Genomic DNA, 17,715 nt, shown 5'->3' with positions numbered 1-17,715 from the left:
GTAAAAGGAGGTGCGGAAAGCCCGCACCTCCTGATATTTTCTTAGACCCACCCTTACCGACCCCCCGCCTTTTCAGCGGGTACGGCATACAGGCGGGTACTATTCACTTTGAGCATTTGCCGGTGCCTCACCCGCCGCCTGGTTGTCGCCGGCTCTGCGTACCACAATCTGACCGTCTTCGCCGTCTACCACCACCCGGTCACCCTTGTGGAAGGTGCCCTTCAGGAGCTCTTCCGAAAGGCGGTCTTCCACCAGGCGCTGGATGGCCCGGCGCAAGGGCCTGGCACCGTAGGTTTCGTCGAAACCTTCCCTGGCCAGGATTTCTCTGGCCGCTTCGGTAAACTCCACTTCCACATCGTGTTCCTTCATCCGCTCAGCTACTTCCTTGAGCATCAGGCCCACAATTTCCTTAATGTGCTCGGCGGTCAGGGAGTGGAAGACGATGATTTCGTCGATGCGGTTTAAGAACTCCGGCCGGAAGGTGCGTTTTAACTCTTCGGTCACTCGCTCCTTCATGCGCTCGTAGCTGGCTTCCTTTTCCTGTTCGGTACGGAAGCCCAGGGTTCCTTCCTTGCGCAGGGTATGCACCCCTACGTTGGAGGTCATGATGATCACCGTATTGCGGAAGTCCACCGTCCGGCCCTTGGCATCGGTCAAACGGCCGTCTTCCAGGACCTGCAGCAGGATGTTGAACACATCCGGGTGGGCCTTTTCAATCTCGTCCAGCAGTACCACGGTGTAGGGCTTGCGCCGCACCGCTTCGGTCAGCTGGCCCCCCTCTTCGTAACCCACGTAGCCCGGAGGCGCGCCCACCAAACGGGAGACGGCAAACCGCTCCATGTATTCGCTCATGTCCAGGCGCACCAGGGCGTCCTCGTCGCCAAAGAGGGCTTCCGCCAGCGCCCGGGCCAGCTCGGTTTTACCCACGCCGGTGGGGCCGAGGAAGATGAAGGAGCCGATGGGCCGCTTGGGATCCTTAAGCCCGGCCCGCGCCCGACGCACCGAACGGGCTACGGCCCGCACCGCCTCGTCCTGGCCCACCACCCGCTGGTGCAGGATTTCTTCCAGGCGCAGCAGGCGCTCGGTTTCCTCTTCGGCCAGCTTTTTCACCGGGATGCCGGTCCAGCTGCTGACAATCTGGGCGATGTCTTCCTCCGTAACAACCAGTTCCTCCTTGCCCCTGGCCGCCTGCCAGTCCTGCCGCCTGGCTTCCAGCTCTTTTTTCAACTGCTGCTCCTGATCCCGCAGCTGGGCGGCTTTTTCAAACTCCTGGTTGTTGACGGCAGCTTCCTTTTCCTTTTGAATTTCCTCAATCCGCTTCTCCAGGTCCTTGAGGTTGGGCGGGGCGGTAAAAGCCCGCAGGCGCACGCGGGAACTGGCCTCATCCACCAGGTCGATGGCCTTGTCCGGCAGGAACCGGTCGGTGATGTAGCGGTCCGACAGCCTGGCCGCCGCTTCCAGGGCCTCGTCGGTTATGCGCACCCGGTGATGGGCTTCGTACTTATCCCGCAGCCCCTTTAAAATGGCTATGGTTTCTTCCACCGTCGGTTCTTCCACCATAATGGGCTGGAAGCGCCGCTCCAGGGCGGGGTCCCGCTCAATGTGCTTGCGGTACTCGTCCAGGGTGGTGGCCCCGATGCACTGGAGCTCGCCCCGGGCCAGGGCCGGCTTCAGGATGTTCGCCGCATCAATGGCACCTTCCGCCGCCCCGGCACCAATCAAAGTGTGCAGCTCATCAATGAAAACGATGATGTTGCCGGCCTTGATAATTTCGTCAATAACCTTCTTGATGCGCTCCTCAAACTCGCCCCGGTACTTGGTGCCGGCCACCATGGAGGCCAGGTCCAGGGTAACCACCCGCTTGTTGAGCAGCACCTCAGGTACATTACCCTGCACGATCCGCTGGGCCAGCCCTTCGGCAATGGCGGTTTTACCCACCCCTGGCTCACCGATGAGCACCGGATTGTTCTTGGTGCGCCGGCTCAAGATCTGGATGACCCGCTCAATTTCCTTCTCCCGGCCCACCACGGGATCCAGCTTGTCATCCCGGGCCAGGGCCGTGAGATCCCGGCCGAACTGATCCAGGGTGGGGGTGTTGGAGGCCTGTGGTCTGGCCGCACCCGGTTGCCCCGTAGCGGGGCCCCCTGCCGCACCGCCGAGCATCTGTATGATCACACTGCGCACCTTGTTAAGATCCGCCCCCAAGGATGTCAGAGCCCGGGCAGCCACACCTTCGCCTTCCCGGATCAACCCCAGGAGAAGGTGCTCCGTCCCCACATAGTTGTGGCCCATGCGCCGGGCCTCATCCACGGCCAGTTCCAGCACCCGCTTGGCCCGCGGGGTTAAAGGTATCTCCTGCGGCATGGGGCCGGATACCTTTTCCACCATCTGCTCGACCGTAGCCCGCACCTTATCGGCGTCAATGCCCAGGCTGGCCAGGGCTTTGGCGGCTACACCCTCCCCTTCCCGGATTAACCCGAGCAACAGGTGTTCCGTGCCTACATAAGGATAGTTGAGCCTTCTGGCTTCTTCTTGCGCTAAAAACAATACTTTTTGTGCCCTTTGCGTAAAACGACCGAATAACATCGTAAGACACACCTCCTGTTTTATTTTTTTTAAGACTGTTGAGCTGCCGATAGCTTTTTGCGAATTAACTGGGCGCGGTATATATCCCGCTCCACCGGGCTTAAATCCTTACCGGTGACCTTCACCAGGAAGGCCGGCCTGGTGAGCACCATCAATTCGATGATCAGTGGTGCCGGAATATTTTTGATAATACCCATATCGATACCCAGGCGCAGGTCGGAAAAGAGGCTCATGGCTTCGTCCGAGGTCATCACCCGGGCATGCTTCAACAAGCCGTAAGCCCGCCCCACCCGGTCCTCCAGCTGCTCCCGGCGCTCCCGGTAGAGGGCCTCCCGGGCCGCCCTTTCCTGCCCCAGAAGCTGGCGGGTCACCGAAATGAGGTTGGCAATTATATCTTCCTCCGCCTGCCCCAGGGTAACCTGGTTGGACACCTGGAACAGGTTGCCTTTAGCCTCGGTACCCTCGCCGTAAAGTCCGCGCACGGTCAGCCCCAGTTTGGTAATGGTACCCAGTACCCCCTTGATCTGATTGACCATTACCAGCCCGGGCAGGTGCAGCATCACCGAAGCGCGCAGTCCCGTGCCCACGTTGGTGGGGCAGGCCGTCAGGTAGCCCAGCTTCTCGTCAAAGGCATAGTCCAGGGTGGCTTCCAGGCCGTCGTCAAGGCGGCTGACCAGTTCCCAGGCCCTGTTCAGCTGCAGACCGGGTAAGAGGCACTGGAGACGCAGGTGGTCCTCTTCATTGACCATTACACTGAACACCTCGTCGTCCCGCAGCACCACCGCCTTGCGCTCAAAACCCTCCAGCAAGTCAGGACTGATCAGGTGTTTTTCTACTAGTATCTGCCTTTCTACAGGGGTCAATTCGTTCATGCGTGTTAATTCCATTTTCCCCACTTTTTCCCGGAAAACCCTGTTTTCTATTGCCGTTTGTACGGCATGGATCACCTCTTCGGCCTTTTCCCGGGACAAAAGATGGGGGAAGGGCAAATGGGCCAGATTCCGGGCCACCCGCACCCTGCTGCTGATCACGATATCCGACTCGGGACCCGTTCCATCCATCCAGTGACTGTGGGGATTGTTTACGGTTTCTCTGATGGACATCACCTTATCCCTCCTGCAGCTCCTTTTCCAGTTCCCGGATGGTATCCCGCAATTCGGCTGCCCGCTCGAACTCTTCCCGGCTGATGGCCTCCCGCAATTGCGCCTTCAACCGCTCAATGCGGTTAATGACCCGTACTTTGCCGCCGGTACGTTCCGGCACCTTGCCCGTATGGCAGGTATTGCCGTGAATACGCCGGAACACGGGCTCGAGCCTGGGACCAAAATAGCGGTAGCATTCTCCGCATCCCAGCAATCCCTGGCGGGCGAACTGGGCCTCCGTCAGCCCGCAAGCTTCACAGCGGGCCCCCGCCGGGGCTACCGTGGGACCGGTGGTGGGAAAGCCAAACTCGTTGTGTAAAAGCCCGGCCAGGAAATTATGCAGGTTTATCTGAGGGAAAAAGCCCATGGCCTGGGCCTGCAACTCCCGGGCACACTGCTCGCACAGGCGCATGGTCCGCTTTTCATTGTTGATGATTTCCGTCAAGTGGACCGTGGCCGGCCTCTGGTGGCAACGCTCGCATTCCATATTGTATCCCTCCTGTTGGCTGGCTGGCATTGGCAGAAGCATTCTCCGAAAATCTGTTTTACTCACCCTTTTTGCCCAACAAACCCAGGATCATCGCGCGCAAGATCAATGCCCGCAATTGATCACGGGCCGGTAAACCCACGCGCAGCACTTCCCGGTCAACGGCCGCCCGCATCATCCGGGACTCGCGGTCGGTAATCAGCTTTTCCTCCCACAGGCGCTCAATGATCGCCTGCGCCCGCTGCTGGGATATTTCCCCGCCCACCAGGTTTAACAGCTGGTTGATCGAATCCAGCCTTTTATCCCGGGGCAATTGCATTATGCGTACGTATCCCCCGCCTCCCCGCCGGCTCTCCACCAGAAAGCCGTGTTCCAAGGTAAAACGGGTGGCAAGAACATAATTGATCTGGGAGGGGACACAATTAAACTGTTCGGCCAGTTCATTGCGCCGGATCTCGATCATCCCGCGGGCGCTGGCGGCCAGCAATTCCTTTAAATAGCGTTCAATAAGGTCTGAGATGTTTGACAACCACCACCACCCTCCCTGACCTTGATCTTGACTGACTTTCACCTTTATTATAAACAAAATCGCCTAAAAATATACAAGCGCCGGAAGAACCTTTCACTGAAAAATATTGCCATCCGTGACCAGCCTGCAATATTTAGATTCCCCGGACGCTTTATTTTCCGTTTTTTTATGCTTTTTGGGGTTTTATTTATGGGATAAAACGATACGAAAATAAAAATGACATACCTGTAATCCACCAGGTATGTCTTGCTTACAACTGGCTCCCCGAGTAGGATTCGAACCTACAACCCTCCGGTTAACAGCCGGATGCTCTACCGTTGAGCTATCGGGGAATAACCTCAACACCAGAGATTATTATACTATAACCCCCTTCGCCCGTCAAGCCCTTTTTCGCCGGCCTCGCCGGCCGGGTTTAGCAGTTCTGGCCCGGGCGGCAGGCCTATCCTCCTGCCACCACCGGGAAGATGGTAACAGTGTCGTCCTGATGCAACCGGTCCAGCATCCTAGCTTTCTGGCCGTTAATCAAAACTAGCCCCACGTACTTTTCCGTTAAATGAACTTTTTCCAGCACATTCTTTACGGTAGAGCCAGGCGGAATCTCCAAACTAAACCGCCCGTTTACGGCATCCGGGGGTGCGTAGCGGGAAAAGTAGCCCCGTAGTTCGACCCTTATCTCGATGGTCCAAACACCTCCTGAAATCCTGCCCGGGTATAATCCCCTATTCCAATATTATATAAGAATTCTGCTCTGAGAGACAGGATTATTACCAGTTAGCGCCGGGCACTGTTGCGAGCGGCATCCAGTCTTACGCCAGGCCAAGCTGGGCCAGCTTTTCGGGCTTCGGCCTGCCGTTTTCGTCCCAACCACGCAAGGTGTAATATTCGGCAAGCATGCGCCTGAACTCCTCCTCGGGAAGGGTCTTGCCGGCGGTGGTACCGGTGGTCAGCGGTTGAGTAAATATCCTCGCGGGCAGCACGTCATCCTTGCCGTTAAAGCCTTCCCGGATATTGTACAGCCTAGCCAGATTGAAAATCCTCTCCCCGGCCAGTTCCAGCTCCGCCGCCGTCACCTCCCGCCCCAAAAGCGGGGACAGCATCCGGGCCATTACCTCAAAAGACAGGGCCCAGAAATCACACAGGATCAGGGAAAACTTAGCCGCATTATAGTGCTGCAGGTCCCTCACCAGCTGCGCTTTACCCTCGATGGTGAAGGGGTCCCTCTCCCCGTACGCCTCTTCAGCCACGGGCCAAGCGCTCATGTGGCAGGCCCCCCTGGGCGCCGTGGCATACGCCAGACCCATGCCCCACGACCCCCTGGGATCGTAACCGGGAAACTCCAGGCCTTTGACCTGCATTGCAAACTCCCTGCCGCCGTAAGTATCCGAAAGAGACTTGACGCCCCCGGCCAGTTCGGCACCTATACCCTCCCGGCTTGCAATCAACCGGGGCACCTGGAGGTATTTCTCCACGTCACCGAAGCGTAACCCGAAATCGTGGATGCCCTTTTCCGTCAATTCCATGGCGAAGGCGGTCACACCGCCCGCCGATATGGTGTCCAGGCCCAGGTCGTCGCAGAGCCTGTTAAACCTGATGATGGCATCCAGGTCACCGATACCGCAGTTGGACCCCGCTACGGACAGCGTTTCGTATTCGGGGCCTTCCAATACCTCTTCACCTGACCGGACAAAATTTCCGCAACCCAGGCCGCAGGCGGTACATGCTTTTTTGGCCACCCTTACCCCGTTCACCGCTTCGGATTTTATTCTTTCAAAATGGTCGAAGGTACCTTGCTGGAAGTTATTTGTGGGCAAGATACCAGTGCTGTGGGAAAGTTCCACGATCATGGGCGTGCCGGCGGTATAGGCCCAGAGGTTCGTATCGGTAAGCAGGTCGTTTTTAAAAGCCTCAAGGGCCACATCCATAAGCCTGCGTATATCCGCCGCGCGTACTTCTCCGGTTCCCCTGACCACCAACGCCTTCAAGTTTTTGCTCCCCATCACGGCTCCAACGCCGCCCCGGCCGGCCTGCCGGTAGAAGTCGGAAGTGATACAGGCAAAGGGCACCAGGTTTTCACCGGCCGGGCCAATGGAAAGCACGCTGCAGTCATCGCCATGTTCGCTTTTAAGTCTGCCTTCCGTTTCATGGGTCCCCAGCCCCCGGTAGTCCCGGGCGTCCCTGATCTCCACCCGGTCATCATCAACCAGTATATAAACAAGGTCCGGTGCCTTGCCCTCGATGATTATGGCGTCGTACCCGGCCCGTTTGATACCTACAGCCGCAGAACCGCCTATGGAACAATCCAGTATGGTGCCCGTGGCCGGTGATTTGGTTACAATGGAAAGTTTGCCCGAGCAGGGCACCACGGTTCCGGTGAACGGTCCGGTCATGAAGATGATTTTATTGCCGGGTGAAAGGGCATTTATTCCAGGCCCGACTTCTTCATAAATGTACTTGATACCCAGACCCTTGCCGCCCAGGTAGTCCCTCGCCCACTCCCGGTTTAATTCTTCCGCAAAGACCTTATGACTGGTCAGGTCAACCCGCAACACCCGCCCCTGATAACCGGCCATCTATTCCACCTCCTTCAAGGACAGTGCTTCGTGGGGGCACCACTTAACGCAGTAAGGTTCGCCCTGGCAGTAGTCACACAGGAGAGGAAAGCCCCGCCCATCCGGCCGTAAAACTGCAGTGGGGCAAACTTCAATACACGCGCCGCATTGCACGCAATCATCCAATACCAGGGAGAGCGGGCCCCGGTCATATACTATGGCCCTGTTGGAACAGGCGTCGGCACACTTGAAACACTTTTCACAAAGCCGCGCTTCATTGACCAGGTTGTCCCCCTTGTACCCGGAACTCACCTGCAACCTGGCCAGGGCCGGGTTAAAAACCCCCTCTTTATACCCGGAGCAGGCCAGTTCGCAGAGGTGACAACCGGTACATTTTTCCGGCTGGTAGTGCAGTATCACTTCACAGCCCCCTTTTGCCATGCTATTTTCCGTTTTTTCGCCATGTTTTCGTCCGACCTCTTTTTCAGGCCAGCCTGTTGACTTCCTCCAGGGTGGCGGCAAGCCGTTCGATGACCCGGTCCTGCTGATCGCGGGATATGGTGAGAGGTGGTTCAATGCGAATGGATTTGGCGTTAATCAGGGTTCCGGCCACCAGCACGCCCCGGGCAAACAACCCCTTGGCCACTTCATATCCCAGTTCGTTGCTTACAAATTCAATCCCGATCATAAGTCCCTTTCCTCTTACTTCCAGCACCACGGCGGGATATTTCGCCGCCAGTTCCCGGAGCCTCCTCAGCATGTAAGCACCCGACTCCGCCGCCCGCTGGGGCAGGTTTTCTTCCAGCAGCACGTTGATATTGGCGATGGCGGCGGCACAACACACCGGGTTACCGCCAAAGGTGGTGGTATGAAGGAATGGATTTTCGATTAGCTTTTCCCAGATGGGTTTGCGGGCCACCGTGGCGCCGATGGGCATAACCCCTCCACCGAAGGCCTTGGCCAGGCATAGAATGTCGGGCACCACGCCACAGTGTTCGCAGGCAAACATCTTACCCGTGCGCCCCATGCCCGTCTGTACTTCGTCCAGTATCAACAGGGCTCCGTACTGATCACACAGTTTCCGCAATTTGGGCAGGTAATCATCCGGCGGTACGATCACACCACCCTCGCCCTGGATGGGCTCCACAATTACCGCCGCCACGTCTTCTCCCACGAAAGCACAGCTTTCTAGCATCATGGCCACAGCTTCGGCGTTCCCATAAGGTACATGATGGAAGCCCGGAATCAGGGGCAAGAACGGCTTTCTGAAAACGGCCTTGGCCGTGGCGCTCAAGGAACCCAGCGACTTGCCGTGGAACGCCCGGGTGGTGGAAATAAAGCTGCGCCTGCCGGTATACATCCTGGCAAATTTAATGGCCGCCTCTACGGACTCGGTGCCGCTGTTGACAAAGAACACGTACTGCAGGTCCCCGGGAGTAATGGCAGCCACCAGCTTGGCCAGCAGGGCACGTAAAGGATCCAGCAGCTCCTGGCTGTGGAGGGCCTGGCGCTTCAACTGGTTGATCACGGCCGCCAGAACTTTGGGGTGCCGGTGCCCTACATTGTAAATGCCGTACCCCCCCAGGCAGTCGATAAACTCTTTACCGTAAACATCGGTAAAAGTAGCACCGCCATCTTTCCATTCCACGGAAGTATAGTCGGTGGAAACCGACTTGCGGTACTCCAAAAAGCCCGGGTTCACATGATCCCGGAAGGCCTCTACGGTTTCCTTAACCAGGGCATCCTTTTCGGCCATGGTCAGTTCTTCTTTGGCAATCATGTCCAGGTAACGCTGCGACTCGGCTATGATGTGACTATAATCCAGCGACACAATAAAACCCCCCCGACAGCATGGTGTTGTTGACCGAATAGTTTGCAAATCATGTACCCACCGGTAACTCGTTCTTTTTCAGCCGGTGGCGGCCGGCTATGTTTCAAGAGTGAAACATAAGGTTTGAATATTTAACCCGCCGGGAAAACCGGGTGGAACCTGGCTTCAAAATCTATTGTTTAACCGTATGACCAAACAACTCGGTGAACATATTAACGGGAGCCATTTTGGACTGCATTTTCCTTCCCCAAATCCGGTACCAGGCCATGGGCAGGAGGAGCATTGGAATACCCACATAGAGGGAAGTGCGCAGGTCCGGGTTAAAGGCCATGACCGCCACGCAGGCCAGCTGGGACCAGATGGCAAAGTGGGTCAGGTAAGGGAATAAAGGAGTTTTGTATTTGAGCCGGCTGATATCATAGCCCTGCTTTTCCAGCTTGCGCCGGAAAGCCAGCTGGGACCAGCAGATGGAAACCCAGGCCATCACACCCGTAAATCCGGACAACGCCAAAAGGTATGTATAAAGGGTCTCACTGGTATCCAGGGTGTAGGCAATAATGCCGATCCAGCAGGGAATGATGGTCATCAAAATGGCATTTTTAGGAGCGCCCTTCTTATTCACCTTCCCCAGCCATTTTGGAGCCAGGCCGGCTCTGGACAATCCGTACAGCGCGCGGGCTGTACCGTAAATACCGCTGTTGGCGCAGGAAAGGGCGGCTGTAAGCACCACCACGGAGAAGAGGGAACCGGCCCAGTTGAGACCATAGGCGTTCAGGGCGGCGGCAAACACGCTTTCCTCAAGTCCGGCCTTTTCCCAGGGGAAAATGGTTACCAACAAAAACAAGGGGATCACATATAAAGCGATGATCCGCCAGGTAACGTTGCGAATGGCCACGGGTATGCTTTTCTCCGGGTGCTGGCTTTCTCCGGCCGCCAGGCCAATCAGCTCCGACCCCTGGAAATTGACCAGAATAATTACCATGGTTAGAAGCACCGCCGGAATGCCTTTGGGAAACATGCCTCCCTGGCCGGTTAAATAAGTGGCACCTAAAAAGCCTTGTTCACCAATCACACCCAGGAAAATCAGCACCGCAAAGACGCAAAAAGCAATAATGGCGATGATCTTAATTAGGGCCAGCCAGAATTCCAGTTCGCCGAACGTTCCCACATAGGCCAGGTTTATAAAAGTAAGAACCAAACCAAACAGAATGGCCCAATAGACCGGTTCTATACCGGGGAAAAAGTTATGCATAATGATCCCTGCAGCGATCATTTCCGAAGGGACATAAGTTACCCAGGTGCTCCAGTACGACCAGCCCACACCGCAAGCCCAGGTAGGTGAAATCAAATCGTGGGCGTAGGACACAAAAGAACCGGAAACGGGGATGGCTACCGCCAGTTCCCCCAGGCAGGCCATGACCATAAAAATAATGGCCCCGCCCAGGGCATAAGCCAGCCAGGCACCCGGGCCGGCGGAATCGATCACATACCCGCTCCCCAAAAAATAACAGCTGCCGATAATGCCCCCCAGCGCAATTAATTGCAGGTGACGGGGTTTGAGCCCCCGCCGCAAACCCTGCTGCTCTTCCGGCAAACATTCCGTGGTGGAAGCAGCTTTTACAGATTCCATTACCAACCCCCCTATAAATTTGCTCTTTAATACTCCCGTTAAAAACCAAACTTTTTAGTCAAACAGCTACATCGTAAGCCCTTTTCCCACCAAAAGCTAGTATCACCTCCGTAAGCGGGATTAATTTTTTATTCAGCATTTTTATACAGCAAACCCCATGCCATATCTTCTGATTATTTTGAATTGATACAAAGTATCCGCGTACAGCAAGTACCTTAATCGCGTCGACTGCCGGGAAATGGCAGGCCGCTTAAAAAAAAGAGCAAGGGTATTGCCCTTGCTCCATTGCAATGGGTTGAATCAGCAGGTTCCACTATGGTTATGTGGAGTAGCAATTTTCGTACCGCAATTAATACACCTTTCAGCGAGAATGTAATAAACCCCATACCTGGTATTTATTAAATGATTTTTGGCTGATTCTGGCCGCCTTTGTTTCATCAGTGAAACATCGTGTTACACCGGCGAAACATCACCGCATTATTCTCTCCGGGGCTTTACAGCAACTTTGCCGCAAATAAGACCCTTAACACCGGCCAAAACGTGCTCGCCCCGCAGGTCCACCCCCATGGCAGGACACCCATCAGGCACACGCACCGTCCCTTTTCCTGGCATACCACCGGTAAAATAGCCCGGGCGTCAATCTTTCCCAAAAAAGTTGCCGGGCATAATACACCCGGCTTTATATGGAGGATGGGACAATATGTCAAGCCGGCAGGGCCTCGGCCCGCGGTGCAGTCATGCGGGCCGCCCTGCCCAGCCAGCCGCGCACTTCCATAGCCTCGGCCACCCTCTTAACCGCCACCATGTAGGCAGCCAGGCGCATATCCACATCCCTGCCCAGCTTGCGCATGGTCACCACTTCATGAAAACCGCGCACCATGATTTCCTCAAGACGGCGGTTTACCTCTTCCTCAGTCCAGTAATATCCCATGTTGTTTTGCACCCATTCAAAGTAGGAGACCGTAACCCCTCCCGCACTCGCCAGGATATCAGGTATAACAAAAATTCCCTTTTGATTCAATATCCGGTCGCCTTCCGGTGTAGTGGGGCCGTTGGCCGCCTCGGCCACAATCTTTGCCCTGACCTGCCCGGCCACACTGGCGGTAATCTGGTTTTCCAGCGCCGCCGGAACGAGAATATCGCAGTCCAGGGTGAGCAGTTCCGCGGAGGAAATTGGTTTGCTGCCGGGGAAACCCTTTACAGAACCGGTTTTTGTCTTATGGTCACGCAATTTTACCGGGTCCATGCCGGCGGTATCACAGGCCCCGCCGGTTGAATCCACAACGGCGACAATGCGGCAACCCATTTCGTGCAGCAGCCGGGCCACAATGCTGCCGGCGTTTCCGAAACCCTGTACGGCCACCGTAGCCCCGGCCAGGGGTATACCCAGCATCTTGGCCGCCTCCCGCACCACAATGGCACACCCCCGGGCGGTGGCTTCATTGCGGCCCGCCGATCCGCCCACGATCAGCGGCTTGCCGGTAATAACACCAAACTCGTTAAATCCTTTATAGCGGCTGAATTCATCCATCATCCAGGCCATGATCCGGGGATTGGTATACACATCCGGTGCCGGGACATCTTTCTCAGGACCTAAAATCTCGGCAACAGCCCGCACGTAGCCCCGGCTCAACCTCTCCAGTTCGCCGGGCGAGAGTTCTTTGGGATTGCATATCACCCCGCCTTTACCCCCACCGTAAGGCAGGCCCACCACCGCACATTTGAAGGTCATCCACATGGCCAGCGCCTTCACTTCTTCCAGGGTAACGTCAGGATGAAAACGTATGCCACCCTTTGCCGGCCCCAGGGCGCTGTTATGCTGGACCCGGTAGCCGGTAAAAACTTGGATGGTCCCATCGTCCATTTCCACCGGAATGACCACGGTGAGCACCTTTAAAGGCTGCTTTAAAATTTCATATACCGCCGGGTGCAGACCCAAACGACTCACCGCCCGCTTGATCTCCTGCTGCGCGCTGGCAAAGGGATTTACCTCGGCCATTTTTTCGACCTCCTTATTCTGGCACACGAAATAACAACCGTATACTGTATACAATTTATAATTTGTTGCTAGCAATAATCATGCCAAGTATATAATCAGCTAAACAAGCCGCTTTAAAGGCCATTTCACCTTACTAATGATGATGAAAAAACGACCGGCGCAACAGACACCCCCATGTTACATTAAAGAAATATTGTATCGTTAATGTAACGCCAGGAGGTTTTGGAATAGGTTTGTCTAATAATACAAATGCAAAAAATATTCGGACAGCTGCAGCTTCATGAATGGGGCGCTTTTTAAGGATTAATTCCTCAATGCAAAGGAAATTTTATCCGGAATTTAGCCGGACACCGGATTTAGAGCCGGCCACATTTCACAGCTATTCGCAACAAATTGAGATATCAATCTGGGATCTAGACACGCCTGGGGTGAGGAGTATGCTTTCACTGGGGGCCATTGGCAATACCGCCCAGCAGGTTGCCGAGGCCATATCGGCAGTACTGGAGGTAGAAACGGAAATCCTGGCCGACGATCTCACCATCGTAGCCGGCACGGGCAAGTACCGGGAACTCATCGGTTCCCGGGATGAAGAGGTTAACTACCCGGACGATTCCTACCTGTATACCCGGGTTTTGAGGACCGGGCAAACCTTTGTCGTGGAAGACCCGGTAAAGGATCCCTATTACAGCCCCGTATACCTGGGGGAAACCGGGGAAATTTGCTGCCCCATTCGCAAGGACAACCGGATCATAGGCATTATCGCCCTGGTAGCCTTTGACGTACAACAACGGGAAAGGCTTTTGCAAAAGAGGGATCAGTTGCAAACTTTTCTCCAGCACATGGCCTTTTTACTGGCCTCCCGGGTATCGGAAATGGAAAGCTACAGCAAGCTGGAGCTCACCTCCAACAAGCTAAGCGCCGTGCTGGAGTCCGTACACTACGGTATCATCGCCGTGGACCAGGATAAAATGATCACCCACTGCAATAAAGCCGCGGAAAAACTGTTAGGCAAACCCAGGGAGGAAATCCTTGGTTCCAACATTGAGGATCTGTGGCCCGGCTCGCCCTTGAGCGATGTACTTCTCACAGGTAACGGTTACCGGGACAAGGAGGGATTTTACGGCCAGCCGCCGGAACAAATGCACCTGCTAGTTACCGCCACCCCCATCATGCAAAACAGCCGTCCGGCCGGCGCGGTGGTTTCCTTCCGCAATATGGCCGAAATGCGTACCCTGGCCTACCAGCTTACGGTGGAACACCGGAAGCTGGAATTTGAGCACATCAAGGGAATCAGCAAAAAGCTGGCAGAGGTAAAAAAACGGGCCGCCAAAGTGGCTCAAGGGACATCCACCGTTCTTATCCGAGGTGAAAGCGGCACCGGCAAGGAATTGTTTGCCCGGGCCATCCACCACGCCGGTCCCCGGCGGGATAAACCCTTTGTCATCGTCAACTGCGGGGCCATTCCGGAAACACTCCTGGAAAGCGAACTTTTTGGCTACGAGGAGGGCGCTTTTACCGGCGCCCGTAAGGGGGGCCGGGCGGGGAAATTCGAACTGGCAGACGGGGGCACGATTTTTTTAGACGAAATCGGCGACCTCCCCTTGCACCTTCAGGTGAAATTGCTCCACGTCTTGCAGCGACGACAGGTGGAGCGGGTGGGCGGCAACAAAGTGATATCCGTCAATGTGCGGGTAATTGCCGCCACCAACCGGAACCTTGAAGAGATGTGCGCCCGGGGGGAATTCAGGGAAGACCTCTACTACCGCCTGAACGTGATCCCCCTGGAAATACCCCCGCTGCGGGAGCGCCGGGAAGACATTGAAATACTCATGGAGCATTTTTTAGCTAAATACTGCACCTTACTGGAAAAAAACATCCTGGGTTTCAGCCAGGACGTAAAGCAAGCCTTTATCAACTACCACTGGCCCGGGAATGTGCGGGAACTGGAAAATGCGGTGGAATACGCCGTGAACATGGAAGCAGGTGAAGTAATCACCCTGGACAGCGTACCAGCCAGGATCCGGGATTTCTGGTTGAACGATGAAGGCGCCGATTCCACCTTGAAATCCCAGCTTGTCAACGTAGAAAAGGACATTCTGGCCGCCTACGTTAAAAAAATTGAGGAAGGCACCATGAGCAAAGGCCAGCTGGCCAAATTGCTGGGCATCAGCCGCATCACCCTTTACCGCAAGCTGAAACAGTACGGGCTGTAGAAGATAGAAGGGGGCGAACCAACCCCCTTTCTTCATAATCATAAATGAATGTTCAATAAGCAAGACCATGGAATTGCGCAAGCAATCCTCGAAAATTTATTCTTGGTGGCTTTTGCGTGGTTGACTTCCGAAAAAATTTTTACATTGCGGGAACCTTTTTTCATTGTTTACCGTCATAATTAATAAGTCAAGCGTTGAAATATTAAAAACATTAAATAGTTTAAATGAAAGAGGGAAGACGGATGATGTTGTCTAGAGCTAAGCCCGGGTTTAAGTTATTTATCTTCTTACTGCTGGCGATAACCGCAATAATTTTCCTGGTTGCGGGAACGGCCTTTGCCGAAAAGGCCGTCAGGCTCGTGGTAGACGGTAAGGAAATCAGCCCGGACGTCCCGCCCCAGCTAATTGACGGGCGTGCCGTGGCGCCGGTCAGGGATGTTGCCGAAGCCCTGGGGGCGAAGGTAGCCTGGGATGCCGGAAGCCGGACCGTAAAAGTGGTTGCCGGCGATTGGCTTGGGCAGTTGGCCGGGTCCCTTGCCCGGGCCGGAGACGAGTTCAAGCCCGCGCCGGACGTGAAAGGAGAAGTGAAAAAGCTCTGGCGGGTGGGCGAGCACCGTTTTTTACTGGAGCACGTCTGGAATATGGATTACAGTTACTTCCTTTGCGACGCAGAGACGGGCGAAAAAGATTTGATCGTTGGTTTTCTGGAAAGCGCGCGACTCAAAGAAGCCGGGGATGACGAACTTGTCTTCGTCGCCAAAGGAGGCGGTGATTGCGGCGATTACAGCTTCCCCTACCTTTTGCGCTACGATGTGAAAAACAAAAAATTATCTCGGGAAGAGTTATACCTTACGCGCTCCGTCGCTTTCGGGGCGAGCGGAGCCTGGGAGCACGTTTTTAAAGGCGTAAGCTTAAAAGACGAAGCGGTTGCCTTGGAGCTGGCCGTTGCCCCGGAGCAGGTGCTGGCCGGAGGGCATAAAAGGCCTTTTACTGTCGTTGACCGCCGGTGTACCGGTTTAACCGTCCGCATCTACGGCGTGCGTTGTCCAAAAAGCAGCGAGGGCGAGCTCAAACCTGATCACCCGCTAATTGAAAGGATTTCCTGGCGGGCGCTGCCGGCTCAAGAACCGGTCGCAAATGAGGACCTTTTGAAGGAAGATTTTCCCTACGGGGCCGCCCTGAAAAGCGCTGCCATCCAGGGACCCTCCCTATTGGTTGAGATAGACACAAGAGGTGAGCCGGCCTACAACATTGTTACCAACAGCACCCGGGACCTCAAGCTGATCTATACCGTAAAATTTAAATAGCAGTCCGGTGACGGGAGCGATCTTAAGCCAGTTGTGCCCGAGCTTAGCCCTGGCTCCGGTGCAGATTGTGATTGGTCGGCCGGATTGTTTATCGGCTGGCACACTGTAATTGCCTCCTTCGTGTTCGCGGTGATTGGCATGCTTAAAAGGCGAGCGCTGTGGGTAATTGCCGCCGCTTTTCTCTATACTCCTCTTGCCTGGTATCTCGGGATGACCCCCAGGTTTAGATATTACGCCTGGTTGCTGCCCCTGTTGCCGGTTGGTGCGGCAGTTGCCGTCAGGCTGGGGGTAGTTAAATTGGCGTGGATTTTTCTTTGCGTGTTATTTGCTTTTACTTTCTGGCTTGCTCTGGTCATTTTTTTGGGGACATAAACTGAGCGCGCCTTTGGTGCTTTGGTATACAATTTTTTTATTACTTGTGAGGACGGGCGATTTCATGAGGAGAAGGCAAAACTCGTTAAACCAGTGGCTGCTGGCGGCGATCCTTTGCCTGGCGTTCTTGAGTGGGTGTCGAGCCGGCGGCGGGCAGCAGGATGCAGGCGTGCCCGGTCCTAAGGAAGTCAGTCCGAAAGGCATTTACCTCGTTGCTTCGCCCCTAGTGGTCAAGCCGGGTGACAAGGTTTCCGTCGCTTTGAAAAGCGACCGCCTGCACGAAATCAAGGCGGAACTGGCGCTGGGTTTGTCCTGCCCGGGGATCGGCCTGGTGAAAAACTACGGCCGGCTGAAAGATAATCACGCCCGGGTAAAAATTCCCCCTGATCTGCCGGCGGGAAACTATTATTTTCTCGCCGCCGACCCGAAGTTTCGCGTCAACAGCGGGGTGGGTACTTACGCTTACATTCACGTGGTGAACCCGGACGTTCTCCCTGCTGATCCCGGGAAAGCGCCCCGACGGCTGGTTGCCATGGCTGCTCCGTTGTACAGCCGGCCCGAAGCTGCCGCGCCCCCGTACCATACTTTATCTCCGGGGGCGGTGGTGAGGGTGCTGGCGGTAAAAGAGGCGGCCGGGGAACAGTGGTACTGGGCGCAGGTTAACGTTTACGAAACCGGGCGGGAAAGAGCCGGCTGGCTAAGGGCCGCCGCCACCGTGCCGGTTACCCCGGAAAATTACCGCACTGCGCGGGAGGTAAAGCTGCGCCCGGGTGCAAAGTACTACGAGCACGAACGTTTTCACCGGGGAGACCTGGGTGCTCCCGGAGAGTGGTACCTGGCGGACGAAGTGCTGTGGATAGTGGAGAGGCGGGAGAAGATGGTGCGCCTCCGGCCGTCCGAGGACATTGTGCTGGCCGTGGACGGAGACATCTGGGCCGCGGAAGCGGATCTGGTCTACTTCCGGGGCGATCTTCGCGAAGAGGAGGAGCACTGATGGGAAAGCCCGTCCTCCTTACTGGCCAAAGGAGAACGGGCTTTCTTGCTGCGCATTTTCATTGTCACGTACAATA

14 protein-coding genes and 1 tRNA gene are annotated in these 17,715 nt (G+C 55.6%); 4 read left to right on the top strand and 11 right to left on the bottom strand.

Annotated elements, in window-relative coordinates; translation table 11 throughout:
* Positions 1 to 99: 99 nt before the first annotated feature.
* The 11 genes from BUA65_RS13585 to BUA65_RS13535 all read right to left on the bottom strand — a co-directional run bounded on the left by BUA65_RS13585 (position 100) and on the right by BUA65_RS13535 (position 12,753).
* Complete coding sequence (locus BUA65_RS13585; RefSeq protein ID WP_072870452.1) at positions 100 to 2,586, bottom strand: ATP-dependent Clp protease ATP-binding subunit; 2,487 nt, start codon at positions 2,584 to 2,586, stop codon at positions 100 to 102.
* 29 nt (positions 2,587 to 2,615) lie between these two features.
* Positions 2,616 to 3,689 (bottom strand): protein arginine kinase, encoded by a 1,074-nt coding sequence (locus BUA65_RS13580; protein ID WP_072870451.1) that lies wholly within the window; start codon positions 3,687 to 3,689, stop codon positions 2,616 to 2,618.
* A 4-nt stretch (positions 3,690 to 3,693) separates the two neighbouring features.
* Positions 3,694 to 4,215, bottom strand: coding sequence for a UvrB/UvrC motif-containing protein (locus tag BUA65_RS13575; RefSeq protein ID WP_072870449.1), 522 nt, complete (start codon positions 4,213 to 4,215; stop codon positions 3,694 to 3,696).
* Between the two features lie 58 nt (positions 4,216 to 4,273).
* A complete protein-coding gene (locus BUA65_RS13570) occupies positions 4,274 to 4,744 on the bottom strand; it encodes a CtsR family transcriptional regulator (RefSeq protein WP_072870447.1) in 471 nt (156 codons plus the stop codon).
* Between the two features lie 257 nt (positions 4,745 to 5,001).
* Positions 5,002 to 5,076: transfer RNA gene (locus BUA65_RS13565), tRNA-Asn, on the bottom strand.
* A 107-nt stretch (positions 5,077 to 5,183) separates the two neighbouring features.
* A complete protein-coding gene (locus BUA65_RS13560; protein ID WP_439328944.1) occupies positions 5,184 to 5,348 on the bottom strand; it encodes a MoaD/ThiS family protein in 165 nt (54 codons plus the stop codon).
* 202 nt (positions 5,349 to 5,550) lie between these two features.
* Complete coding sequence (locus BUA65_RS13555) at positions 5,551 to 7,314, bottom strand: aldehyde ferredoxin oxidoreductase family protein (RefSeq protein WP_072870444.1); 1,764 nt, start codon at positions 7,312 to 7,314, stop codon at positions 5,551 to 5,553.
* Entirely contained in the window at positions 7,315 to 7,713 is a 399-nt protein-coding gene (locus tag BUA65_RS13550; RefSeq protein WP_165613261.1) for a 4Fe-4S dicluster domain-containing protein, read from the bottom strand.
* Between the two features lie 64 nt (positions 7,714 to 7,777).
* The gene (locus BUA65_RS13545) at positions 7,778 to 9,124 is read right to left on the bottom strand and encodes a putrescine aminotransferase (protein ID WP_072870440.1); all 1,347 of its coding nucleotides are present in this window, start codon (positions 9,122 to 9,124) and stop codon (positions 7,778 to 7,780) included.
* A 172-nt stretch (positions 9,125 to 9,296) separates the two neighbouring features.
* Positions 9,297 to 10,754 (bottom strand): amino acid permease, encoded by a 1,458-nt coding sequence (locus tag BUA65_RS13540; protein WP_072870438.1) that lies wholly within the window; start codon positions 10,752 to 10,754, stop codon positions 9,297 to 9,299.
* 703 nt (positions 10,755 to 11,457) lie between these two features.
* Positions 11,458 to 12,753, bottom strand: coding sequence for a Glu/Leu/Phe/Val family dehydrogenase (locus tag BUA65_RS13535; protein ID WP_072870436.1), 1,296 nt, complete (start codon positions 12,751 to 12,753; stop codon positions 11,458 to 11,460).
* A gap of 437 nt (positions 12,754 to 13,190) precedes the next feature.
* Here BUA65_RS13535 and BUA65_RS13530 point away from each other — a divergent pair, with 437 nt between their 5' ends.
* From BUA65_RS13530 to BUA65_RS13515, 4 genes are all read left to right on the top strand, one after another.
* Positions 13,191 to 14,966 (top strand): sigma-54-dependent Fis family transcriptional regulator, encoded by a 1,776-nt coding sequence (locus tag BUA65_RS13530; RefSeq protein ID WP_072870434.1) that lies wholly within the window; start codon positions 13,191 to 13,193, stop codon positions 14,964 to 14,966.
* 242 nt (positions 14,967 to 15,208) lie between these two features.
* A complete protein-coding gene (locus BUA65_RS13525; RefSeq protein ID WP_072870433.1) occupies positions 15,209 to 16,273 on the top strand; it encodes a copper amine oxidase N-terminal domain-containing protein in 1,065 nt (354 codons plus the stop codon).
* A 138-nt stretch (positions 16,274 to 16,411) separates the two neighbouring features.
* The gene (locus BUA65_RS13520; RefSeq protein ID WP_131821516.1) at positions 16,412 to 16,645 is read left to right on the top strand and encodes a hypothetical protein; all 234 of its coding nucleotides are present in this window, start codon (positions 16,412 to 16,414) and stop codon (positions 16,643 to 16,645) included.
* Positions 16,646 to 16,709: 64 nt separating this feature from the next.
* Entirely contained in the window at positions 16,710 to 17,639 is a 930-nt protein-coding gene (locus tag BUA65_RS13515; protein ID WP_131821515.1) for a hypothetical protein, read from the top strand.
* The last annotated feature ends 76 nt before the right edge of the window (positions 17,640 to 17,715 follow it).

The sequence above is a fragment of the Desulfofundulus thermosubterraneus DSM 16057 genome (assembly GCF_900142025.1).
Classification (GTDB): Bacteria; Bacillota; Desulfotomaculia; order Desulfotomaculales; family Desulfovirgulaceae; genus Desulfofundulus; species Desulfofundulus thermosubterraneus.
The sequence above is the reverse complement of the archived record's forward strand: the minus strand, read 5'-3'. Positions and strand labels throughout refer to the sequence as shown.